The sequence below is a fragment of the Streptomyces sp. cg36 genome (assembly GCF_041080675.1).
Lineage (GTDB): Bacteria > Actinomycetota > Actinomycetes > Streptomycetales > Streptomycetaceae > Streptomyces.
In genome coordinates this window covers 2,172,829-2,196,102 of the sequence record NZ_CP163520.1, presented here as the reverse complement: position 1 = coordinate 2,196,102, position 23,274 = coordinate 2,172,829, and the positions used below count along the sequence as shown (strand labels likewise).

General features: G+C 72.4%; 16 protein-coding genes. 11 read left to right on the top strand and 5 right to left on the bottom strand.

The window, feature by feature from the left end:
- Window positions 1–13: 13 nt before the first annotated feature.
- From AB5J87_RS09620 to eccE, 3 genes are all read right to left on the bottom strand, one after another.
- Window positions 14–3,037 (bottom strand): SCO5717 family growth-regulating ATPase, encoded by a 3,024-nt coding sequence (locus tag AB5J87_RS09620; protein WP_369375965.1) that lies wholly within the window; start codon window positions 3,035–3,037, stop codon window positions 14–16.
- Between the two features lie 292 nt (window positions 3,038–3,329).
- Complete coding sequence (locus AB5J87_RS09615; protein WP_369375964.1) at window positions 3,330–4,121, bottom strand: hypothetical protein; 792 nt, start codon at window positions 4,119–4,121, stop codon at window positions 3,330–3,332.
- Window positions 4,121–5,401 carry a type VII secretion protein EccE gene (gene eccE, locus AB5J87_RS09610; protein ID WP_369375963.1) on the bottom strand — a complete coding sequence of 427 codons (1,281 nt, stop codon included), beginning with the start codon at window positions 5,399–5,401 and terminating at the stop codon, window positions 4,121–4,123. Before eccE ends, AB5J87_RS09615 begins: the two co-directional genes overlap by 1 nt.
- Before the next feature lie 207 nt (window positions 5,402–5,608).
- On the opposite strand from eccE, the gene eccB reads away from it, so the two are divergent.
- The 7 genes from eccB (at window position 5,609) to AB5J87_RS09575 (ending at window position 12,778) form a co-directional block, all read left to right on the top strand.
- Complete coding sequence (gene eccB / locus AB5J87_RS09605; protein WP_369375962.1) at window positions 5,609–7,162, top strand: type VII secretion protein EccB; 1,554 nt, start codon at window positions 5,609–5,611, stop codon at window positions 7,160–7,162.
- Between the two features lie 44 nt (window positions 7,163–7,206).
- Entirely contained in the window at window positions 7,207–8,535 is a 1,329-nt protein-coding gene (gene mycP, locus AB5J87_RS09600) for a type VII secretion-associated serine protease mycosin (protein ID WP_369383445.1), read from the top strand.
- Between the two features lie 152 nt (window positions 8,536–8,687).
- A complete protein-coding gene (locus AB5J87_RS09595; RefSeq protein WP_369375961.1) occupies window positions 8,688–9,224 on the top strand; it encodes a hypothetical protein in 537 nt (178 codons plus the stop codon).
- 13 nt (window positions 9,225–9,237) lie between these two features.
- Window positions 9,238–10,617 carry a hypothetical protein gene (locus AB5J87_RS09590; RefSeq protein ID WP_369375960.1) on the top strand — a complete coding sequence of 460 codons (1,380 nt, stop codon included), beginning with the start codon at window positions 9,238–9,240 and terminating at the stop codon, window positions 10,615–10,617.
- Between the two features lie 39 nt (window positions 10,618–10,656).
- Window positions 10,657–11,871 carry a S8 family serine peptidase gene (locus AB5J87_RS09585; RefSeq protein WP_369375959.1) on the top strand — a complete coding sequence of 405 codons (1,215 nt, stop codon included), beginning with the start codon at window positions 10,657–10,659 and terminating at the stop codon, window positions 11,869–11,871.
- Between the two features lie 33 nt (window positions 11,872–11,904).
- Window positions 11,905–12,270, top strand: a complete 366-nt coding sequence (locus AB5J87_RS09580) for a WXG100 family type VII secretion target (protein ID WP_369375958.1) — start codon at window positions 11,905–11,907, stop codon at window positions 12,268–12,270.
- Window positions 12,271–12,469: 199 nt separating this feature from the next.
- Window positions 12,470–12,778, top strand: a complete 309-nt coding sequence (locus AB5J87_RS09575) for a WXG100 family type VII secretion target (RefSeq protein ID WP_369375957.1) — start codon at window positions 12,470–12,472, stop codon at window positions 12,776–12,778.
- A 137-nt stretch (window positions 12,779–12,915) separates the two neighbouring features.
- On the opposite strand, the gene AB5J87_RS09570 is transcribed toward AB5J87_RS09575, so the two are convergent.
- On the bottom strand, window positions 12,916–13,149 hold the full coding sequence (locus AB5J87_RS09570) for a DUF397 domain-containing protein (RefSeq protein ID WP_369375956.1): 234 nt from the start codon (window positions 13,147–13,149) through the stop codon (window positions 12,916–12,918).
- Window positions 13,150–13,301: 152 nt separating this feature from the next.
- Window positions 13,302–17,249, bottom strand: a complete 3,948-nt coding sequence (gene eccCa / locus AB5J87_RS09565; RefSeq protein WP_369375955.1) for a type VII secretion protein EccCa — start codon at window positions 17,247–17,249, stop codon at window positions 13,302–13,304.
- 172 nt (window positions 17,250–17,421) lie between these two features.
- Between eccCa and eccD the strand changes: the two genes are divergently transcribed.
- The 4 genes from eccD to AB5J87_RS09545 all read left to right on the top strand — a co-directional run bounded on the left by eccD (window position 17,422) and on the right by AB5J87_RS09545 (window position 23,272).
- The gene (gene eccD, locus AB5J87_RS09560) at window positions 17,422–18,894 is read left to right on the top strand and encodes a type VII secretion integral membrane protein EccD (protein WP_369375954.1); all 1,473 of its coding nucleotides are present in this window, start codon (window positions 17,422–17,424) and stop codon (window positions 18,892–18,894) included.
- Between the two features lie 214 nt (window positions 18,895–19,108).
- On the top strand, window positions 19,109–19,399 hold the full coding sequence (rpsO, locus tag AB5J87_RS09555) for a 30S ribosomal protein S15 (protein ID WP_344078972.1): 291 nt from the start codon (window positions 19,109–19,111) through the stop codon (window positions 19,397–19,399).
- 280 nt (window positions 19,400–19,679) lie between these two features.
- Window positions 19,680–21,896 (top strand): polyribonucleotide nucleotidyltransferase, encoded by a 2,217-nt coding sequence (locus AB5J87_RS09550; RefSeq protein WP_369375953.1) that lies wholly within the window; start codon window positions 19,680–19,682, stop codon window positions 21,894–21,896.
- Window positions 21,893–23,272 carry a M16 family metallopeptidase gene (locus AB5J87_RS09545; RefSeq protein WP_369375952.1) on the top strand — a complete coding sequence of 460 codons (1,380 nt, stop codon included), beginning with the start codon at window positions 21,893–21,895 and terminating at the stop codon, window positions 23,270–23,272. The genes AB5J87_RS09550 and AB5J87_RS09545 overlap by 4 nt, the downstream gene beginning before the upstream one ends.
- The last annotated feature ends 2 nt before the right edge of the window (window positions 23,273–23,274 follow it).

Genomic DNA, 23,274 nt, shown 5'->3' with positions numbered 1-23,274 from the left:
GGCGTCGCCCCTTCTACTGCTGTTGCTGGGGCGGCTGCTGCTGCCAGCCCTGCGGCGGCTGCTGGCCCCCGTACGGCTGGGGCGGGTGCGGCTGCTGCGGTTGCTGAGGCGCGTACGGCTGCGGCTGGGCCGGGAACTGCTGTCCCGGGGCGGGCTGGCCGGGAACGTGCTGTCCCGGGACCGGCTGGCCGGGGTGTCCCGGCTGCGGCGCGTACTGGCCCGGCATCGGCGGAGCCATGTGCGGCGGCGGGTTGATCCCGTCGCCCGTCCACAGCCCCTGCTGCTGCTGGGCCCGGACGAAGTCCTCGGCCACCAGCGCCGACAGGTGGAAGTACGCCTCGCGCGTCTTGGGCCGCATCATGTCGAGGTCGACCTCGGCACCCGCCGCCAGATGCTCGTCGAACGGGACCACCACGACCCCGCGGCAGCGCGTCTGGAAGTGCTGGACGATGTCGTCCACCTTGATCATCTTGCCGGTCTCGCGGACCCCGGAGATGACCGTCAGCGAGCGCTGGACCAGGTCGGCGTACCCGTGCGCGGAGAGCCAGTCCAGCGTCGTTGACGCGCTCGACGCGCCGTCCACCGACGGGGTCGAGATGATGATCAACTGGTCGGCGAGATCGAGCACGCCGCGCATCGCGGAGTACAGCAGGCCCGTACCCGAGTCGGTGAGGATGATCGGGTACTGCTTGCCCAGGACGTCTATCGCCCGCCGGTAGTCCTCGTCGTTGAACGTCGTGGACACGGCCGGGTCGACGTCGTTGGCGATGATCTCCAGACCGGACGGCGCCTGCGAGGTGAACCGGCGGATGTCCATGTACGAGTTGAGGTACGGGATCGCCTGGACCAGGTCGCGGATGGTGGCACCGGTCTCGCGGCGCACCCGGCGGCCGAGCGTGCCGGCGTCCGGGTTGGCGTCGATCGCCAGGATCTTGTCCTGCCGCTCGGTCGCCAGGGTCGCGCCGAGCGCGGTCGTGGTCGTCGTCTTGCCGACGCCGCCCTTGAGGGAGATGACCGCGATCCGGTAGCAGGAGAGGACCGGCGTGCGGATGAGGTTGAGCTTCTGCTGCCGCTCGGCCTCCTCCTTCTTGCCGCCGAACTTGAACCGCGAGTTGCCGCCCGGGTTGCGGCTGCTCTTCGCCTTCTGCTTGCTGTTGCGCAGCAGCCGGTCGGAGGAGAGCTCCACGGCGGCCGTGTACCCGAGCGGCGCGCCCGGCACGGAACGCTCGCGCTGGTCGTGCGCCACGGGGGAGGGCCACCCGGTCCCGCTCCGGGGATCCACGGGCCCGGCGGCGGGCGGCTGGGCCTGCGGCAGCGGCTGGGCCTGCGCGGGGGCCGGGGGCTGCGGCTGCGGCTGGGCGAGCGGGTGCGGCTGGGGAGCACCCGCCGCACCGGGCTGCGGGAACCCGTAACCGCCCTGCGGGGGCACGGGCGCGCCGGGCGGGGGCACGGGCGCGCCGGGCGCCTGCGGCCGGGGGAAGACGAAGGTGCCCTGGGGGGCATCGCCGTCGGCCACCGGGGCGGCGGGCAACGCGGGGGCGTTGGGTGCGGCGGGTGCGGTGGATGTACCGGGAGCCCCGGGAGTGCCGGGCTGCGGGAACCCGTAACCGCCCTGCGGGGCCGGGGTGTTGGCCGGGCCTGTGGGTGCCGGGGTGTCCTGCGGCGGCACCGGTGTGCCCGGGTGGGGGAAGCCGTAACCCGCCTGCGGGGTGGGTGTGCCGGGCTGGGGGAAGCCGTAACTGCCTTGCTGGGCCGGGGTGTTGGCCGGGCCTGTGGGTACGGGGGCGCCCTGCGGAGGTACGGGGGCGCCCGGCTGCGGGAAGCCGCCCTGCTGTGCCGTCGGCGGTACGGGCTGGTGGCCGACCGGCGCCGGGAGGTTCGGCGTGCCCGGGGCGGGCGGCTGCCCGGCCTGTGGCAGCGGCTGCGGCGCCGGTACGGGCCACTGCGGCGGCGCCGACGGCGCGGCGGGCTGGTACGCGGGCGGCAGCGGGGGAAGTCCCGGCTGCTGCTGCGCCGGGGCGGCGGCCCAGGGCTGCCCGGGTCCGCCGGGCGCGTCCTGGGGTGCGGCATCCGCCGGGACGCCCTCGGGCGCGGCGGCACCGACCGGCACGGCGTCGGCCGGAACCGCGTCCACCGGGGTGTTCGGGTCGACCGGGTTGTCGTCCGTGGGGGCGGCGTCGGCCGGTGCCTGCGCGGCCACGGCGTCCACCGGCTCGGCGGCCGGGGCAGCGCTCGGCAGCGCGACCACGAAGTCGTCGGCATCGGCCGCGTCCTCGGCGGGCGCGCTCATGTCCGTACCGGCCGGGTCGGCGGGGGAGGAGGCGGGGTCGGCCCCGTCCGTGAGGGCAGTGGTCTCAGGCTTGGCCTCGGCCGTGGGCTCGTCCTCGGCCCCGGTGTCCTGCGCGGCGCGCGCGGCGTCGTCGGCGTCGGCCTTGCTCCCGGCGGCGGTGGCGGGGTCCGCGCCCGGCTCGTCGCCGGAGGGGGAAGCGGGGGCAGCCGCCTCGGCCTCGGCGGGCTCGTCGGCGGCGGCCGGGGCGGGAGTGTCCGCCGTCGCGGGGGTCTCCGCTGCCGTCGCCTCGGCCTCCGGCGCCTTCGTGCCGTCCGCCGCGTCCGGCTCGGCCAGCCGGTCCGCCATCTCGCGCTTCAGGGCGGCGGGCGAGAACCGCATCGTCGCACCGCTCTCGATGTCCCCGCCCCCGAACGGCTGCGGCTGCGACGCGGCGGCCTCGTCCGGAGCAGGGGCGGAAGCGGGAGCCGGGGTGGGCGGCGCGGCCGGGGCGGGCCCGGGCGGTTGCGCGTTCGTCCAGTTCGGCTGGAATCCGCCGCTCGCGGGGAGGCCGGGCACGGCCACGGGCGCGCCCGCGGGCGGCGGAGGCGGCGGCGTCACCGGGTCCGCGCTCGGCGCGGCGTTCTGGGTGTACCAGGCGGGCGGGGTGTAGTCGATGGTGAACTCACCCGTGGGCTCGGGATCGGCGTCGGACCGATTCTCGTCGCGCGCGTTCCCGCCGGTGCGGAACTGGTCCTGATCGCTGTTCACCGGATTCCTTTCGTTCGCAGGCCGTTCCAGCCTAATCGCCGACAACACCGCATCGGCAGGCCCGGCCACCCCTCACCGACTGTCCCCTCCATCACGTCCTGCCCGTACGCCGTCGTCAAGTGACGGCGGGACAGAGCCGTGTGGCCGGAGTGTGAACGATCCGTCCACCTACCCGAGCGGTTCCGGCCGTATCGGTATCAGCCGGACGCCGACTTCTCCACCCCGCAGGGCGGCCGTCGACGCACGAGCCGCCCCGTCCGGCCGCCGCCCGGGATCCGCCCGGCCGGGCCGTTCAGTCCATCCGTCGGGCGGAGCCGAGCAGTCCGGTCTCCGCGTCCGTGGCCTGGGTCATCACGAACTGGCGGTCGCGCGGGCCGCACCACAGCGTCACCCCGTCCGCCAGCGTCGACAGCGCCTCGGTCTCCACCTGCGGGAGGTGCATGATCCGGCCTATCTGCGCGGCTTCGTCGGGTGAGACCCGCTGCACGCCGACCAGGTCCGACTTCTCCAGCAGCCGGGGGGCCACCGGACTCAGATACGGGAGCAGCGTCAGCACCGACTGCCAGGGCGCCGAGACCACGCGCCCGCGTGGCGGACGCATGCCGCAGTCGCGCACGACCACGACCGGCGATCCCGCCGAGGCACCCTGCGGGGGCACCCGGCCCACGTCGTGCAGCGCGATGCACTGCTGTCCGCCGCCCGCCGCCTGGGCGAGCGCGGTCCAGGCGGGGGCCCGGCCGGTCTCCACGGTGACGCGCGCGCCCGTGGCCGCCGCGCGCAGCGCGAGGACCTGCGCGGTCCACAGGCCGCCGATCAGCGTCACGTCGTACGCCGTCGGCCGGTTGATGCCGAGCACCGAGGGGCGGCCCGACGCGTCCACGCCGATGACCATGCCGTCGTCGCCCACCGGCAGCGCCAGCGCCTCCAGCTGCTCGACGGAGAGCGCGTGCCGGTCGCGGCGCGGCCCGAGGAGGCCGAAGCCGATCCGGGCGCGCCCCCTGCGTACCTCGGGAGCGCCCGGGGAGACGGCGGACGGAGCGCTGGGAGCCGGCGGTGTCGTCGGGGGGACCGCGGACGTCGTCATCAGCGCGCGCCTCCCAGCGGCAGCGAGGCCAGCATGCCGGGCAGCTGCTCGCGGTCCAGGCGCACCAGGCCGGTCTTGACCCCGCGCGCGGTGCGCTCCAGTTCGCGGCGGGCCGCCACGAGCTCCTCGTCGCTGCGGCCGGTTATCCGCACGTGCCCGGTCACCGTGGCCTCCTGGCGGTCGCCGGCGGCCAGCGTCAGACTGAACGTGGTGGCCAGGGCGGGCAGCGAGGTGAGCAGGGCGACCAGCTGCGGCATCGAGGCACCGCCACCGCCGAGTTGGGGCCAGCGGCCCACCCAGTACGTCGTGTGGCGGCGGTCGTCGCAGCGCCAGGTGCGGGCCGTCTCCTGGGTCCGCCGCCCGGGGGTGCCCGCGCGGCCCGCCTGGGTGATCGCCATGGGATTGGCGCAGGTGGAGGTGGCGATGGCGCCGGTCAGCTCCTGCTCGGTCAGCACCGTCGTACGGAATCCGGCGCCGGTCAGCCGGCTGGCCAGCTGGTCCGTCGCCCGCACCAGGCACTTCTGGGCGCCGGTGAGACCGCCGCCGCGGGCCGCCACCGCCTCGGGGCACAGCTCAGGGTCGAGCTTGAGCGCGATCCAGGTGAGGCGCACCGCGGGCGAGCCGGTCTGGGCCTGCAGCGGTGCGTAGTTGCGGGCGGCCACCGACTGCTGCGGCAGGTGCGGGGCCGGGGCGGGCTGGGTGTGCTGGACGATCTGCGCGGACTCCAGCCGGATCCCGTCGACCTCCAGCGCGTCGCGCACCAGCGAGACCGGGAGCGGGCGGGCCGCGCGGTCCGGGCGCAGCGCCGTCGCGTCCATCTCGACCTGGAGCAGCGCTGTGAGGAACGTGCCGTCGCCGACCATGCCCACCGGGCGCCGGTCGCGGTCGCCGAAGGTGTACGTCCGCAGCGCCGGGTCGCACTCGACGGCCGGGGCGAAGCCGGGCTCCGTCCCCTCCGGGACGCGCAGACCGGCCGCCCTGCGCGTACGCGCGCGCAGCGCGAGCACCGTGCCCAGCCACTCGGGCAGCGAGCGGCGGTGGCGGCGCACCACGGCGAGCAGCACCAGGAGCGCGGCGAGGACGCCCGCGGGCACCAGCATCAGGGTGTCGATCACCCAGGCGACGAGCAGCAGCGCGGCGGCGAGCTCCACCAGGACGAGTTGTTGCAGTCGGAACGACCCGAAGTGTCCGGGGCGCGCTTTGAGGCGGGGCGCGGAGGCTCCCTGGGCGGGGCTCGACGGACCGGCGGCGGGAGGCCGCACCCGCGTCGCGGACGCCATCACTCCACCACCCCCCAATCGTGCGCAAGCACCCAATACATCCGGATTCCCCCAGCTCGGCAAGGGGTCTTGACGGCGGCTTCACCCTACCCGCCCCACGGACACCCTCGGTCAACAGGCATAGTAGGGGGCCGGTCTGACAATCGAGGCCCGGGGATCGTGGGACGAGGTCCCACCACGGGGACGCGCGGGGAGAGACAGAGGCGCATGGCATCACGGCGGGACGAGCTCAACGCATACACCTTTGCGAAGAAGCGCACGGTGGCGTCGTTTCTGCAACCGTCCCCCACGGGCACGGAGGAGGGCGCCCCGCGCCCGCTGAAGGCCATCGTGCCGAGCGTGATCGTGGCCGCGCTCTGCCTCGCCGGATTCGGCGCCTGGGGCATGTTCAAGCCCAAGGCGCCGCAGGGCTGGGACACCCCGGGCACCAAGGTGATCGTCGGCAAGCAGTCGACGACCCGCTATGTCGTCCTGTCGACCGGCAAGGGCAAGGACAAGAAGGTCCTGCTCCACCCCGTCCTGAACCTGGCCTCGGCGCGGCTGCTGCTCGATCCGCAGAAGTTCGACGTCATCCAGGTCAGCGACGACATCCTCGACTCGGGCAAGCTCTCGCGCGGCCCGATCCTCGGCATCCCGTACGCCCCGGACCGGCTGCCCGCGGCGAGCGAGGCGGGCAAGGCCAAGCGGTGGGCGGTGTGCGAGCAGCCCGGCGGCGGCAAGGACTCGGTCCAGAAGGCCGCGTTCGTCTTCGCCGACCGCGACTTCAAGCTGACCGACGACAAGCACCGGCTCACCGGCGGCCAGGTGATGTACGTCCAGGGCCAGAAGAACAAGGCCCGTTACGTGGTGGACGCCGCCGGCACCAAGTACCTGGTCAAGGGCGACCCCGGAGATCTGCTGGCCCGTACCCTCTTCGGCGCTTCCGAGCAGCCGCAGCAGGTCACCGACGACTGGCTGGCCACCCTGGGCGACGGCACCCCGGTGGACTTCCCGGAGATCCCCGGCCAGGTCGGCTCCCCGGCGGCCACCGGCGGCGGCCTCCCGTCCGAGCTCGACCGGGTCGGCATGGTGCTGCGCGCCCAGACCGGCGCGGGCCCGCAGCAGTACGTGGTGCTGCGCGGGAAGGTGCAGCCCGTCTCCGACTTCACGGCCTGGCTGCTGCTCAACTCGCCGCAGAACACCGCGCTCGGCATGCACGGCACGGTCAAAGACGTCGACGCGGCCTCGATCGCGCCCGCCACCGAGTACTTCGGCGCCGCCAACAAGTGGCCCGACAAGAAGGCGGTCCAGGTCAACGCGGGCGGCGGCGCGGACGCGGCGGGCGCCAGGAGCACCGTGTGCAGCGTGCTGCGCAAGGTCGACGACAAGGGCGGCACGACCCTGTCCACCTGGGCGGGCACCCAGTACCCGGCGGCCATCACGGCGGGCGGCACCAGCACGTACGTGACCCCCGGCACGGGGCTGCTCTACACCCAGGTGCAGGGCCGGCAGACCAAGCCGGACGGTTCGCTCTTCCTGGTGACGGACACCGGGCTGCGGTACGCGGTCCAGGCGAACGGCGACAGCGACGCGGCCCGTTCGGACATCGGCACCGGCGACCAGCAGAAGCCGGACGACGGCCGCCCCGAGCCGAGCCAGGCGCAGCAGCGGCTCGGCTACGAGAAGGTCGCTCCCGCCCTGGTGCCCATCAACTGGTCGGAGTTCCTGTCCAAGGGCCCCCGGCTCGACACCAACAGCGCCCGCCAGCCCCAGGGCTCGTAGGGCGGGGACCGGGACCGGTGGGGGAAGGAGTGAGGGCGGTGTCCATGGCGAGGTCGGCGTCGAAGGGACGCGAGCGGGCGGCGGTGCCGCGACCGGTGGTGCGGCCGGTGCTGGTGAGCGCTGCCGTGGCGCTCGCGCTCGCCCCCTGCGCGCCCGCGTACGCGTACGCCGACGGGCCCGCGCCGCGGAGCGGTGCGCTGCGCACGGACGGCAGCGGCGAGTGCACGTTCCCGATGAAGAAGCAGATCGAGGGCCGCCCCTGGTCGCTCCAGCGCGTGCTCTTCGACGAGCTGTGGCAGAAGACCAAGGGCAAGGGCGTACGGGTCGCCGTGATCGACACCGGTGTCGACACCGCCAACCCGCAGCTCAAGCCCGCGGTCGACGCCAAGAGCGGCGCGGACTACCTCAAGCCCGACAAGAACGGCACGGGCGAGCAGAACGACAAGCGGGGCAAGACCAACGGCACGGTCGACGAGGTCGGCCACGGCACCAAGGTCGCGGGCATCATCGCCGCGCGGCCCCGCTCCGGCACCGGATTCGTGGGCCTCGCGCCGGAGGCGACGATCATTCCGATCCGCCAGAACGACGAGCGGAACAGCGGCAAGACGGACACCATGGCGAAGGCGATCGACCACGCGATCGCCCAGCACGCCGACGTCATCAACATCTCGCAGGACACCAGCGAACCGATGGCGCCCAACTCGCCGCTGGCGCAGGCGGTCGCCCGGGCGCTGGCCAAGCAGATCGTGGTGGTCGCCTCGGCGGGCAACGACGGTACGGACGGCAAGCTGAAGGAGACGTTCCCGGCCGCGTTCCCGGGCGTCCTCGCGGTGGCCTCCTCGGACCGCAACAACGAGCGCGCGGTGTTCTCGCAGCCCGGCACCTTCGTGGGCGTGGCCGCACCCGGGGTCGACATCGTCTCGACGGTGCCGGGCGACGGCCAGTGCTCGGACAACGGAACCAGTTTCTCCGCCCCGTACGTCTCGGGCGTCGCGGCGCTGCTGCGCGCGCGGTACCCGAAGTGGACGGCCGCGCAGATCGTGGCGCGGATCGAGCAGACGGCGGAGCGTTCCGTCAACGGGCACGACAACTTCGTCGGCTGGGGCGTGGTCGACCCGGTCCGCGCGGTCACCGACGACTCGGCGCCCGAGGCCGCCGCGCACCCGGACCCCGGCCCGCCCAGGGCGCAGGCCCCGGACGTGGCCGCCCTCGCGGTCTCCGAGACGCCCCAGGAGCGCGACGAGCGGTACGCCACGTACGCGTTGGGCATCGGCGCGCTCCTCGTCGCGGTGGTCGCGGGCACGGCGACGGTCATCCGTGACGCGAAACGACGGGGTTTGCAGAAAGTCAGTCGCATTTCGGAACGGTTCTGAGACGGTACTGAGTACGGATACTCATGGGGCGCGGAAGCCGAAGTGACTAGAGTGATCACATGCTTCGCGCGCTTCACGAGTGTGACGAAGCGACAGCGGCAAGGCGGCACCGGAGCCGGAGCGGTGCCGACGGGGATTTACGGGGAGGAACAGTGGCCGAGCCGAACGGCGGCGGCAACGGCGGCAACGGCGGGAGCAAGGGCGGCAACGGGGGCGGCGGCAAGCCGGACCTCGGCGTCGACGGAGTCAGCCTCGCCGACTTCAAGGGCCGCATGGAGGAGCTGCTGCGCTCCCTCGACAAGTCCCCGGCCCGCCACACCAAGATCGCCGACCAGCGCGTCCAGCCGGGCGCGTACGGCACGGGGTTCGCGGCGGCGGAAGAGCTGCACAAGGCGTACGACAAGGTCCGCACGAACCTGGAACGGCTGACCAAGATCTTCGGCGACCAGATCGAGGGCATGGGCATCGCCGTCCACATCGCCGACAAGGGCTACGGCGGCATCGACGCGGACGAGGCCCAGCGCTACCAGTCGATCCGCAAGGAGACGGAGACGTACTACAAGTCTCCGAACGGCGACCCGACCGGCGCTCCGACCGGGGACCCGAAGGCGTCCGACCAGGGCGGCAACGGCGGCAAGGACGGCCAGGGCGGTCACGGCGGCGACGCCGACTCCGGCGGCCTGAAGTAAAGGGGGCATGACGATGGCGAACGACGAATTCGAGGGCATGTCCCTGGAAGCGCTCAACGCGATGCTGGCGTCGGCCAAGCCGGCCGAACTGACCGGCGCGGCCGAGGCACTGGCCGCCGCCGCGCCCGACATCGCGAACATCGCGCGCGACCTGCGCTGGTACCTCGAACAGGTCAAGTGGCACGGCGCCGGTGGCGACGCGTTCCGCGAGTGGGGCCGGGGCATGGTCTCCGAGACCCTGGTGCTGAGCGAGTACGCGGGGGTCGTCGGCCAGGAGATGGCCCGCGCGGGCCAGGCCCTGACCGAGGCCAAGGCGGCGGTTCCGGCCGGCGACTCCATGTGTTACGCCGACCCCGAGAAGGAGAAGGCGCGCCTGAAGGCGCTGGGGCCGAAGACGAACGAGGCGATCAACCAGCTGAACCGGCTGGCGTCGTACTACGACGCGTCGCGGGACCGGATCTCGGCGCAGCCGGAGCCGAAGTTCGCGCCGTTGCCCTCGGGTGTGGGCGACACGGTGGGCACCGGGGAGCAGCGATACGGCAGCAGCGGCTCAAGTCACAGTGCTGCCAACGGATCGGGAACCGGACACGTCACCTCCGCCGGTGCCGGTACTCATGGGTACTCCGTGACCAGCGGCACGACCTCTCCGCCGCACACGACGGTCGCCTCCACCTTCACCCCGCACGAGTCCACGGCGCACACCGCCATCGACTCCGTGACGATGACTCCGCCCCCGGAGACCACGACACGGCCCCCGGTCGGACCCACGGGTCCCACGCCCGTACAGGGACAGCCTCCGGTCCTCACCCCTCCGCCGGTGCTGCCCGGTCCGCTGGGCAAGAGCGGTCCGGGGCGTACCGCTGTCCCCGGCGTGCCCCGCGCCGGTGTGCCGGGGGAGGGTCCGGCCGGTGGCCGGGCGCTGGGCAACCCGCGCGGTCCGGGCATCGCCCGTCCGAGTGGTCTTCCGGGCACCGTGCGCGGTGTCACCCCCGAGGGCATCACCGGCGGCCGTCCCATGCCGACGACCGGTCGTGGCTCCACGCCCCGGCTCCCGATGGGAACGGTCGTCGGCGAGGAGCGGGCGGGCAGCGGCATGGCCCGTGGGCCCATGGGCGGCGGCATGGGACACGCCCCCGGCGGCGCGCCGCGCGCCGCCACCGGTGCGGGCGGTCGCAGGCTGGCCTCCGAGCCGGGTGGAACTGTTGGGGCCCCGCGTGCGTCTCTCGGCGGGCGTGGTGAATTCACCCCCGGCGGTACGGGGTTGGTGAACGGCAACAAGCGAGGCACGGACCGGCGTCGCTCCACTTCCTCCGAGGCCCCCGACTACCTGGTCGAGGACGAGGAGACCTGGGCGATGGACCACCGCAAGGTCGTCCCGCCGGTCGTCGACTGACGTACGCAAACCATCGCCGCTCAAGGAGCCCGCAGTCCCATGTTCAGCTCAGCCCGCGCAGTGCGCAGCCGCTCGGCACTTCTCGGTGCCGCGCTGGCTGCGGCGCTGGCCTGCTCGGTCGGCACCGCGCCGACGGCGCTGGCCGACGACATGCGCTCCAAGCAGTGGTACCTGGACGCGATGGACGCGGAATCCATGTGGAAGGTCAGCACCGGCAAGGGCATCACGGTCGCGGTGATCGACACGGGTATCCGCTCGGAGCCGGAGCTCGCAGGACGAGTCGCGGACGGGGGCCAGGACTTCACCGGGTCGGGTGGCGCCCGGACGGACACGGACGGCCACGGCACGAACATGGCGGTGGCCATCTCCGGCAGCGGTGCCAACGGCGGAATCAGGGGACTCGCCCCGGACGCGAAGGTCCTTCCGGTCAAGGCCGCCGTCAAGGACGGCGATTTCGGCGGGATGGTCACGCTGGCCAAGGCGATCCGTTACGCCGCCGACTCCGACGCACGTGTCCTCAACGTCTCGCTCGCCGGGAACTCTCTGGGTGAGGGCGAGCAGCAGGGCCTGGCCTCAGCGGTGGCGTATGCCCTGGCCAAGGGCAAGCTGGTCTTCGCGGGTTCCGGCAATGACGGCGACAAGGGCAATCCGGTCGAGTACCCGGCCGCGACCCCCGGCGTCGTCGCGGTCGGTGCCGTGGGAACGGGCGGCAAGCTGGCCGCGTTCTCGGGCACCGGAAGCCATCTCGGTCTGGCTGCACCGGGGGAGAAGATCCCCGCCCACTGCAAGGACGGCAATGGCTATTGCGAGACGGGCGGCACCAGTTACGCCACCGCCCTGACCTCCGCCACCGCCGCCCTCATCTGGTCCGCGCACCCCGGCTGGACCGGGAACCAGGTGTTGCGCGTGATGATGGAGACCGCCGGGCACAACGGCAAGGTGCCCAGCCAGTACATCGGCTGGGGGACCGTCCGGCCCGCCCAGGTGCTGGTCAAGGGCAACGGCGACCCGGGCCCCGCCGACGTCAATCCGCTGCTCGCCGCCCGTGGCGGCGCGAGCGGCGCACCCAGTACTTCCCCCTCTCCCGCACACACAGCAGACAAGGGGGCGGGCGCGGGCGACCAGGAGAAGCCGAAGGCAGCCGCGGAGTCGAAGGACTCCGCGCCCTGGACCGTCATCGCCATCATCGCCGCGGCCGTCGTCCTCATCGGCGGCGCCGTCGTGGCGGTACGTGTACGCAACAAGCGGGCGTAAGTACTCGCTCGGACACTCACGAGAGGGAAGAAAATGAGCTCCAACCCCGGTGGTCAGAGCATTGGCTACGAGGCCGTCACCAAGGCCAAGAGCGCCATTGAGGAAACCGCTCACGACATGAGCCAGCAGATCCGCGTCCTCGCCGACGCGATCGCGACGGTCGGGGCGGGCTGGACCGGTTCCGGTGCCAACCAGTTCGTCACCGCGCAGGACACGCTGAACCGTCGGCACGACGACATCCGCCGCAAGCTGGACGTCCTCTACAACGCCGTGGTCGGCACCAAGAACCTCAACCAGGAGAACGACGAAGAGGTCGACTCCGCGTTCCGCGCGATCAACGCGCAGGGCGGCGCTACCAGCGGCGGTGTGCCCAACACCTCCGGCCTGAACAGCCTCTGACACTCCTGGGCCCCGCCGAGCACTTCTGGCCCCGCTGGGCCCCGCTCGGCCCTGGCGGTTCCCGCCAGGCAGCTCCGGGCTTCCGGGCCCGGGCACATCCGGGTGCCGGCGGTGGCGCAGGCACCGCGCCCGCGCGGCGACGTCACGCACCGCGGCCCCTCCGCGCACGTACACACTTCAGACTTCACGAGGAGCAGACATGGGTGACCTCGGTCCCGACCTCAAGATCCGGTATGAGAACGTCCAGGAGATCGCGAACAGCATCCGCGCCATCTCCAAGCGCATCATGGACGACCTCTCGCGCATGGAGTCGGCCGTCAAGGTCGTCGCCGACACCTGGGACGGCGAGGCGCACGGCCAGTACCTGAAGGTCCAGAAGGACTACCGGGCCGACGCGCACGACATCCAGCAGACGCTGGAGAAGATCGCCCGCACGATCGAGACCGGCAAGGAGAGCTACCACGCGACCGACCTCAAGGCGTCGCGTCTGTTCACCGAGGCGTACTGAGCCCGCCGGCCGGACCGCACCGCGGTACGGCTGAACGGCCGCACGGAAGGGGGTCACGCCCGATCGGGCGTGACCCCCTTCCGTAGGCCCGCACGGCCATGCGTCCGTACGCCTGGCCGCCGCGCCCGGCGCCAGGCTCAGCGCAGGTCGAACTCGCCGTCCCGGGCGCCCAGGACGAACGCCGTCCACTCCGCCTCGGTGTACCGCAGCACGGTCTCCGGGTCGAGGGAGGACCGCATCGCCACGGCCCCGCCGGGCAGATGCGCGATCTCCACCCGCTCCTCCGCCTCCTCGGTCCCGGGCGCGCTCACCCACTCCGCGCCCGAGATGTCCAGGGCGTACAGCTCTTCCTTCTCACGTTCGCTGCCCATTCAGCACGTTCCCTTCGAAGTCCACTGCGGGTCAGCGTAGTTGGAAGCGGGGGGTCCGCAGGCGGGGTTTGCCGCACCTCACCCGGGGACCTCCGCACCTCGCACGGGGACCCCCGCCCATGGCCCGGCCTCCACTCACGGCCGGGCCCTCCTCAGTTCTCCGGGAGCCAGCCCAGCTGCACCAGCGGGGTGCCGCGCTTGCGGGAGACGAAGTAGCCGCGGCCCTGCGGCATCGGCCGGGGGCGGACGTTGCCGAGCACATCGCCCTCGTTCGGGTCGCCGGACAGGACCACGCCCTGCGCGCCCAGCTCCTTGATGCGCTGCATGAACGACTCGTACATCGAGCGCGAGGCGCCCGCCGCGCTGCGGGCGATGATGAAGCGCACGCCCACGTCCCGGGAGAACGGCAGGTTCTCCACCATGACCGACAGCGGGTTGCCCGCGTTCGTCGACACCAGCTCGTAGTCGTCGACGATGATGAAGACCTGCGGGCCGGTCCACCAGGAGCGGTCGCGCAGCTGCTGCGGGGTGACGTCGGCCGGGGGCTGGCGGCGGACCATCAGGTCCGCCAGCGCGTTCATGTGCATCTCCAGCGCGCTGGACAGCGGCGCGTATTCGAGCAGATGGGTCTGCGGGACCGCGTCCAGGAGCGAGCGGCGGTAGTCACCGACGACGATCTTCGCCTCGTCCGGCGAGTACCGCTCGGAGATCTTCTGGGCGAGGTGGCGCAGCAGCGCCGTCTTGCCCGACTCGCTCTCGCCGAAGACCAGGAAGAAGGGGTCCGTCTCGAAGTCGACGAACACCGGCTCCAGATTGGTCTCGTCGATGCCGATCGCCACGCCGTGCTGCGGATACTCGAAGCCCTTGGGCAGCTGGTCGGCCGGGAGCCTGCGGGGGAGCAGCCGCACGGTCGGCGCGGCCGGGCCCTGCCACGCCTCCTTGGCCGAGGCGACGAACGCCTCGGTCGCCCCGGACAGCGTGTCCGCGTCGCAGGAGCCGTCCACCCGCGGCAGCGCCGCCATGAAGTGCAGCTTCTCCGCGACCTGGCCGCGGCCCGGCATGCCCACCGGCACGTTGGCCGCGACCCGGCGGTCGAACTCGGAGTCCATCGAGTCGCCGAGGCGCAGTTCGAGCCGGCCCAGGATCTGGTCCTTGAGCGCGGCGCGCACCTCCATGTAGCGGGAGGCGGTGAGGATCACGTGGATGCCGTAGCCGAGGCCGCGGCCCGCGATGTCCTGGACGACGCCGTCGAGCATCTCGTAGTCGCCGCGGAACGCGCCCCAGCCGTCGATGACCAGGAACACGTCGCCCCACGCCTCGCCCGGCAGGTCACCGGCGGCCCGGCGGCGCCGGTAGGTGGCGATGGAGTCGATGCCGTTGGCGCGGAAGAACTCCTCGCGCCGGTTGAGCACGCCCGCGACCTCCGCCACCGTGCGCCGCACCCGCTCGGGGTCGAGGCGGGAGGCGATGCCGCCCACGTGCGGCAGGTCGGCCACGGCCGACAGTCCGCCACCGCCGAAGTCCAGCCCGTAGAACTGCACTTCGTGCGGGGTGTGGGTGAGGGCGAACGAGGAGATCAGCGTACGCATCAGGGTCGACTTGCCGGACTGCGGGCCGCCCACCACCAGCATGTGGCCGGCCGCGCCGGAGAAGTCCCGGTAGAGCACCTCGCGGCGCTGCTCGAAGGGCTTGTCGATGAGGCCGAGCGGCACGATCAGACCGCCGGGGCGGGTGTACTCCGCCGCGTTCAGCCCGCGCTCCGCGCTCGCCGAGATGCCCGGCAGCAGCTGGTCCAGAGAGGGCGCGTCGTCCAGCGGCGGCAGCCATACCTGGTGGGCGGGCACGCCCTGGCCCTCCAGACGCCGCACGATCACGTCGAGCACGGTGTCGGCGAGCGCGTCGTCCTCGCCCGGCGCGGTGAGGGCCGCCGGGTCCGGCGCCGCGTAGACGACCGGCACCGGGGCGGCCGTGAACAGCGCGGGGCGCCGCTCGATCGGCAGCGGGCCCACGGTGAGGCCGGGGCCGCCGGAGCGGTAGGTGCCCGACACGTACGCCGCCTTGAAGCGGACCATTTCGTCCGTGCCGAACTTGAGGTAGCCCGAGCCCGGCACCGACGGCAGGTGGTAGGCGTCGGGCACGCCCAGCGCGGTGCGCGACTCGGCCGCCGAGAAGGTGCGCAGACCCACCCGGTACGAGAGGTACGTGTCGAGGCCGCGCAGCTTGCCCTCCTCCAGGCGCTGCGAGGCGAGCAGCAGGTGCACGCCCAGGGAGCGGCCGATGCGGCCGATCTGGATGAACATGTCGATGAAGTCGGGCTTGGCGGTGAGGAGTTCGGAGAACTCGTCGATCACCAGGACCAGCGAGGCCAGCGGCTCCAGCGGGGCGCCCGCGGCGCGCGCCTTCTCGTAGTCGTGCATGTTGGCGTAGTTGCCCGCCGAGCGCAGCAGCTCCTGGCGGCGCTGGAGCTCGCCGCGGATCGCGTCGCCCATGCGGTCGACCAGGGTGAGGTCGTCCGCCAGGTTGGTGATGACCGCCGCCACGTGCGGCATCTGGGACATGCCGGTGAAGGTCGCGCCGCCCTTGAAGTCGGCGAGGACGAAGTTCAGCGTCTCCGAGGTGTGGGTGACGGCGAGGCCGAGCACCAGGGTGCGCAGCAGCTCCGACTTGCCGGAGCCGGTCGCGCCCACGCACAGGCCGTGCGGGCCCATGCCCTCCTGGGCGGCCTCCTTGAGGTCCAGCATCACCGGCTGGCCGTCCTCGCCGACGCCGATCGGCACCCGCAGCCGCTCGGCCGTGGAGCGCGGGCGCCAGGTGCGAGCCACGTCGATGGAGCCCGCGTCGCCCAGGTTCAGCAGGTCCGTGAAGTCGAGGTTGGCCAGCAGCGGCTCGTCGTCGTCACCGCCGCCCATCTGCAGCGGGGCGAGCTGGCGGGCCAGAGCCTCGGCGGCCGGCAGCGACATCTGGTCGGGCAGCCCCTCGTACGCCAGGCCGAAGCCCGACTCCAGGCGCAGCCTGCCCGGCCGCACCACCACCGACAGGCCGCCGCGCGGCTCGTCGAGCTCGCCCGGCACCACCTCGACGATGGTGACGCCCTGCAGCCCCTCGGCGGCGGCGAACATCGAGTCCGGCGGCACCATCCCGCCGTCGAGGACCACCACGAGGTGCGGCTGGTCCAGGACCGGCAGGTTGTCCCGGCTGAACCGGGGCCGCCCGTCCAGCCTGCTGTGCAGCAGCAGTTCCAGCTCGCCCAGGTCGTCGCCGAACAGCCGCTTGGTGCCGGCCCCGTCGACCTGGCCGGGCAGCTGGGTGTGCGGCAGCCACTTCGTCCAGTCCCAGCGCCCCACCGCGCCCGGCGCCGCGACCACCGCGACCATCAGGTCGTCGGGGGAGTGCAGCGTGACCAGCTGGGCGACGAGCGCGCGCGCCGCCGACTGGGCGGACTCCGCCTCGCCGGAGACCGTCACGTGGTAGAACGCGCGCATCGAGACCGCCATCGGCAGCCCGTCCAGCGAGCCGTGCACCGCCAGGAACTGCTGCATCGCGCCCGCGCACAGCGGTTCCAGCTCGTCCACCGGCGCCGTCTCGGGCGCTATCAGCGGGGTGGACAGCTGCTGGGCGCCGAGCCCGATCCGGGCCTGCCCGAAGTCGTCGTCGCCGACCCGGCGCTCCCAGACCCGCGACCCCTCCGCGACGACCGACCACAACTGCTCGGGCGCCGGGTGCAGATACAGCTGGGCGTCGCGCTGGCGGCGCGCGGTCTTGCGCACCGCACGCCGGGTCTGGGCGAGGTACTTGAGGTAGTCACGTCGGACATCTGCCATTTGCCCCTGCGCACCGCGGCGGAACTTCACCACCTGCGCGATGACCATCGACACCGTCGACACCAGCATCAGCGCGCCCATGATCTTCATGAACGGCGCCGAGTTGGGCATGAAGAAGAACACCACCGACGAGCCCATGCCGAGCATCGGCAGCAGCTGCATCAGCACGGACTCCTGCTGTCCGCGCGGCAGCTCCGGCGGGGCCTCCAGCCGCAGCTCGTCCGAGGAGACTTCGGGCGGCAGGGACCGCGGCGGGCGTTTGACGACGATCTGGCTCACCGGAGCATCAATCCCTCAATACGGACGGTCACTTGCGTACCGGCGCCCCCGCACCGCTGATCCGTGGGGACTCCCCGCACGCGACGGTGATCCTACTTGCAGCCTGTGACACCGGCGCCCGGTAGGGTGGCGCGCGCAGTGTGCGCAACCGCGAATCAGGGGGTCCACCAACGTGAGTACGACCGCAGCGACGGGCTTCTGCCGGGTCACCGTCGTGGCGCCCGACAGCCGCATCGATGTGGCCCTCCCGGAGGACATCGCCGTCGCCGACGTGTATCCGGAGATCCTCCGGCTCACCGGACAGACCCAGCCCGCGGGCGCCCCCACCGGCTACCACCTGGTGCGCCGCGACGGCACCGTCCTCGACGGCGCCCGCACCCTGGCCGCCCAGCAGGTCCTGGACGGCGAGCTGCTCAGCCTGCGCCCGTTCGCCGAGTCGCTGCCCCCGGCCGTCTTCGACGACGTCTCCGACGCCGTCGCCTCCGCCGTCACCCGCGACCGCCATCTGTGGAGCGACGACCTGCTGCGCGGCGCGGGCCTCGTCGGCGGCGTCCTGCTGCTCGTCCTGATGGGCTTCGTCCTCTGGTACGCGGACCCGGTCGACCACGACATGCACGGCCTGCCCGGCATCATCGCGGGCTCGGCCGGACTGCTCCTCACCGCCTTCGCCGGGGTGCGCGCCCGCGTCTACGCCGACCGCTCCAGCGCCGTGGCCCTGGGCCTGGGCGCGCTGCCGCTGCTCCTGATCGCGGGGTCCGGGATCATCGGCCCGGACAGCGGGGAGGGACCCGGAAAGCTCCAGTTCCTGCTCGGCTGCGTGACCGTCCTGGTCGCCTCGGTCGCCCTGGTGGCCCTCACCCCGAGCGGCGACGCCCCCTTCGTGGCGGCCACCTTCCTCGCCGCCACCGGCACGCTCGCCACCTTCGTGGCCATCCTCACCGAGGCCAGCGCCACCCGTACGGCCGCGGTCTGCGCGCCCGTCGCCATCGGCCTGGTCGCCTTCCTGCCCGGCCTCTCCGCCCGCTTCGCCCGGCTCCCCATCGGCTACGCCTCGCCGCGCAGCGCCGCCGCCGACGACTTCGGCGCCGAGCCCAGCTCCGCGCCCGAGCCCCGCCCCGTGGACGCCGAGCGCATCGCCGCCCAGGCCCGGCGCGGCCACGAGATGCTGCTCGGCCTGGTCGGCGGCTGCGCGGCGGTCGTGGTCGGCTCCGCCGCCGTCCTCGGCTTCTCCGACAACCTGTACGGCCAGCTGCTCGCCCTGACCGCCGGGCTCGCCATGCTGCTGCGCGCCCGGCTCTTCCGCTACACCTCGCAGGTCGCCTGCGTCCTGGTGGCCGGCCTCGCCGCGATCGCGCTGCTGGTGCTGGGCCTCTCCCTGAACCCGCCCGGCGACCTCCTGTACGACTTCGTCCGCTACGGCGACCGCGGCTCCCTGGACATCCGGACGATCTGGCTCTCCGCGGCCGTCGCCGCCGGGGCCGCGCTGATCACCGCCATCGGGCTGATCATCCCCAAGAAGGGGCTCTCCCCGTTCTGGGGCCGCACCCTGGACCTGGCCGAGGGCGCCGTCCTGCTCTCGCTGGTCCCGCTCTGCCTGGCCGTCCTGGACGTCTTCGACCGGGCGCGCTCGCTCACCAGCGGCTGACCGGGGGCCGCGGGAGGCGCCCCGGGGGCGGCGGACCCCCGATCGGACGAGTCCCGCCGTACTGGTACGCTGTGTGACGGCCGTTTGTGTACGCGTCTTCGGAGTCCCTCTGGAGGCTGCGCCCAGCGGATCCCCGCCTCCCGAGTAACGGAAGCTCCCCTGAGACCAAGACCAGGGGCACTCGGCGGCACATTTCGACTACGAGGAGTACCGAGTGTCTCTCGACGCCGCTACGAAGAAGCAGATCATGTCCGAGTTCGGTCAGAAGGAGGGCGACACCGGCTCCCCCGAGGTCCAGGTCGCCATGCTCTCGCGCCGCATCTCGGACCTGACCGAGCACCTCAAGACGCACAAGCACGACCACCACTCCCGTCGTGGTCTGCTGATCCTGGTCGGCCAGCGCCGCCGCCTGCTGCAGTACCTGGCCAAGAAGGACATCCAGCGCTTCCGTACGCTGGTCGACCGCCTGGGCATCCGCCGCGGTGCGGCCGGCGGCGCCAAGTAAGTCGCCGTGAAGGGAGCGGTTCCCACCTATTAGGGGGCCGCTCCCTTTGCTGTACGTGCGGGACGTACCGGACGCTCAGTACTCTGGTCGTACGACGCACCACCCCATGAGCGAGAAGCCCTCCTCCCGCCGCCGGTCCTCGGTAGTGGCCTCCGGGGAGACAACGCCCCCGGATGCTTCGATCGAAGACCGGCCCGCAGCCAAGGAGCGCTTCTCCGCCACCGTCCCCCCGCCACACGGGCCCGGGGACGAAAGACGATGAGTATCGGAGAAAACGCTAGTGGAGAACGAGACCCACTACGCCGAGGCCGTTATTGACAACGGTTCCTTCGGCACCCGCACCATCCGCTTCGAGACGGGCCGCCTGGCCAAGCAGGCCGCCGGCTCCGCCGTCGCGTACCTGGACGACGACACGATGGTCCTCTCGGCCACGTCCGCGTCCAAGAAGCCCAAGGACCAGCTCGACTTCTTCCCCCTGACGGTGGACGTCGAGGAGCGGATGTACGCGGCCGGCAAGATCCCCGGCTCCTTCTTCCGCCGTGAGGGCCGCCCCTCCGAGGACGCGATCCTCACCTGCCGCCTGATCGACCGCCCGCTGCGCCCGTCCTTCAAGAAGGGCCTGCGCAACGAGATCCAGGTCGTCGCCACGATCATGGCGCTCAACCCCGACCACCTGTACGACGTCGTCGCGATCAACGCCGCGTCCGCGTCCACCCAGCTGGCCGGTCTGCCCTTCTCCGGCCCGATCGGCGGCGTCCGCGTCGCGCTGATCAACGGCCAGTGGGTCGCCTTCCCGACGCACACCGAGCTCGAGGACGCCGTCTTCGACATGGTCGTCGCGGGCCGCGCCCTGGAGGACGGCGACGTCGCGATCATGATGGTCGAGGCCGAGGCCACCGAGAAGACCATCCAGCTGGTCAAGGGCGGCGCCGAGGCGCCGACCGAGGAGGTCGTCGCCGCCGGTCTGGACGCCGCGAAGCCCTTCATCAAGGTGCTCTGCAAGGCCCAGGCCGACCTCGCCGCCAAGGCCGCGAAGCCGACCGGCGAGTTCCCGGTCTTCCTCGACTACCAGGACGACGTCCTGGAGGCGCTGGCCACCGCCGTCAAGGGCGAGCTCGCCCAGGCGCTCACCATCGCGGGCAAGCAGGACCGCGAGGCCGAGCTGGACCGCGTCAAGGAGCTGGCCGCCGAGAAGCTGCTCCCGGCCTTCGAGGGCCGCGAGAAGGAGATCTCCGCCGCCTACCGCGCGCTGACCAAGAAGCTGGTCCGCGAGCGCGTCATCAAGGACAAGGTCCGCATCGACGGCCGCGGGATCACGGACATCCGTACCCTGGCCGCCGAGGTCGAGGCCATCCCGCGCGTGCACGGCTCGGCGCTGTTCGAGCGTGGCGAGACCCAGATCCTGGGCGTCACCACCCTCAACATGCTCCGGATGGAGCAGCAGCTGGACACCCTCTCCCCGGTGACCCGCAAGCGCTACATGCACAACTACAACTTCCCGCCGTACTCCGTCGGTGAGACCGGCCGCGTGGGCTCGCCCAAGCGCCGCGAGATCGGCCATGGCGCGCTCGCCGAGCGCGCCATCGTGCCGGTGCTGCCGACGCGCGAGGAGTTCCCCTACGCGATCCGCCAGGTGTCCGAGGCCCTCGGCTCCAACGGCTCGACGTCGATGGGCTCGGTCTGCGCCTCCACCATGTCGCTGCTGAACGCCGGTGTGCCGCTCAAGGCCCCCGTCGCCGGCATCGCCATGGGTCTGATCTCCCAGGAGATCGACGGCGAGACGCACTACGTCGCCCTCACCGACATCCTCGGTGCGGAGGACGCCTTCGGCGACATGGACTTCAAGGTCGCCGGCACCAAGGAGTTCGTCACCGCCCTCCAGCTCGACACCAAGCTGGACGGCATCCCGGCCTCCGTCCTGGCCGCGGCCCTCAAGCAGGCCCGCGACGCCCGCCTCCACATCCTCGACGTGATGATGGAAGCGATCGACACGCCGGACGAGATGTCCCCGAACGCCCCGCGGATCATCACCGTCAAGATCCCGGTGGACAAGATCGGTGAGGTCATCGGCCCCAAGGGCAAGATGATCAACCAGATCCAGGAGGACACCGGCGCCGAGATCACGATCGAGGACGACGGCACCATCTACATCGGTGCCCAGGTCGGCTCGCAGGCCGAGGCCGCCCGCGCCACGATCAACGGCATCGCCAACCCGACCATGCCGGAGGTCGGCGAGCGCTACCTGGGTACGGTCGTCAAGACCACCACCTTCGGTGCGTTCGTGTCCCTGCTCCCGGGCAAGGACGGCCTGCTGCACATCTCGCAGATCCGCAAGCTCGCCGGTGGCAAGCGCGTGGAGAACGTCGAGGACGTGCTCGCGGTGGGCTCCAAGGTCCAGGTCGAGATCGCCGAGATCGACTCCCGCGGCAAGCTCTCCCTGATCCCGGTCATCGAGGGCGAAGAAGGCGACGAGACGAAGGACGACACCGACAAGTGACGTCCCGTAGCTCCAAGGCGACGGCCCGCACCTCTTCGGAGGCGCGGGCCGTCGCCCGTACCCAAACGCTTCTCAAGGGCACCAACGGCATCGGCACCGTGCGCCGCACGACCCTGCCCGGCGGTCTGCGCGTCGTCACCGAGACGCTGCCCTCCGTACGGTCGGCGACCTTCGGCATCTGGGTCCAGGTCGGCTCCCGCGACGAGACGCCCACGCTGAACGGCGCGACGCACTACCTGGAGCACCTCCTCTTCAAGGGCACGCGCAAGCGCAGCGCCCTGGACATCTCCGCCGCGCTCGACGCGGTCGGCGGCGAGATGAACGCCTTCACGGCGAAGGAGTACACCTGCTACTACGCGCGCGTGCTCGACACCGACCTGCCGTTGGCCATCGACGTCGTCTGCGACATGCTGACCGGCTCCCTGATCCTCGAAGAGGACGTGGACGCCGAACGCGGAGTGATCCTCGAAGAGATCGCGATGACCGAGGACGACCCGGGCGACTGCGTGCACGACCTGTTCGCGCACACCATGCTCGGCGACACCCCGCTGGGCCGCCCGGTCCTCGGCACGGTCGACACGATCAACTCGCTCACCCGGGCGCAGATCGCGCGCTTCTACAAGAAGCACTACGACCCGCGCCACCTGGTCGTGGCCGCCGCCGGAAACGTCGACCACGCCACCGTGGTGCGCCAGGTCCGCCGGGCCTTCGAGAAGGCGGGCGCGCTCTCGCGCCCGGACGCCCTTCCGGTCGCCCCGCGCGAGGGCTCGCGCACCCTGAAGGCGGCGGGCCGCGTCGAGCTGCTCAACCGCCGCACCGAGCAGGCGCACGTGGTCCTCGGCATGCCGGGCCTGTCCCGCACCGACGAGCGCCGCTGGGCGCTCGGCGTGCTGAACACGGCCCTGGGCGGCGGGATGTCCTCCCGGCTCTTCCAGGAGGTCCGGGAGAAGCGCGGCCTGGCCTACAGCGTGTACTCGTACACCTCGGGCTTCGCCGACTGCGGACTCTTCGGCGTGTACGCGGGCTGCCGGCCCAGCCAGGTCCACGACGTCCTCAAGATCTGCCGGGACGAACTGGACCGGGTCGCCTCCGACGGCCTGTCCGACGACGAGATCGGCCGCGCGGTCGGCCAGCTCTCCGGCTCGACCGTCCTCGGCCTGGAGGACACCGGCGCGCTGATGAACCGTATCGGCAAGAGCGAGCTGTGCTGGGGCGACCAGATGTCGGTCGACGACATGCTGGCCCGGATAGCCGCGGTCACCCCGGACGAGGTCCGCGAGGTGGCCCGTGATGTGCTGGGGCAGCGTCCCTCGCTGTCCGTCATCGGCCCGCTGAAGGACAAGCAGGCCGACCGCCTCCATGAAGCGGTCTCCTGACC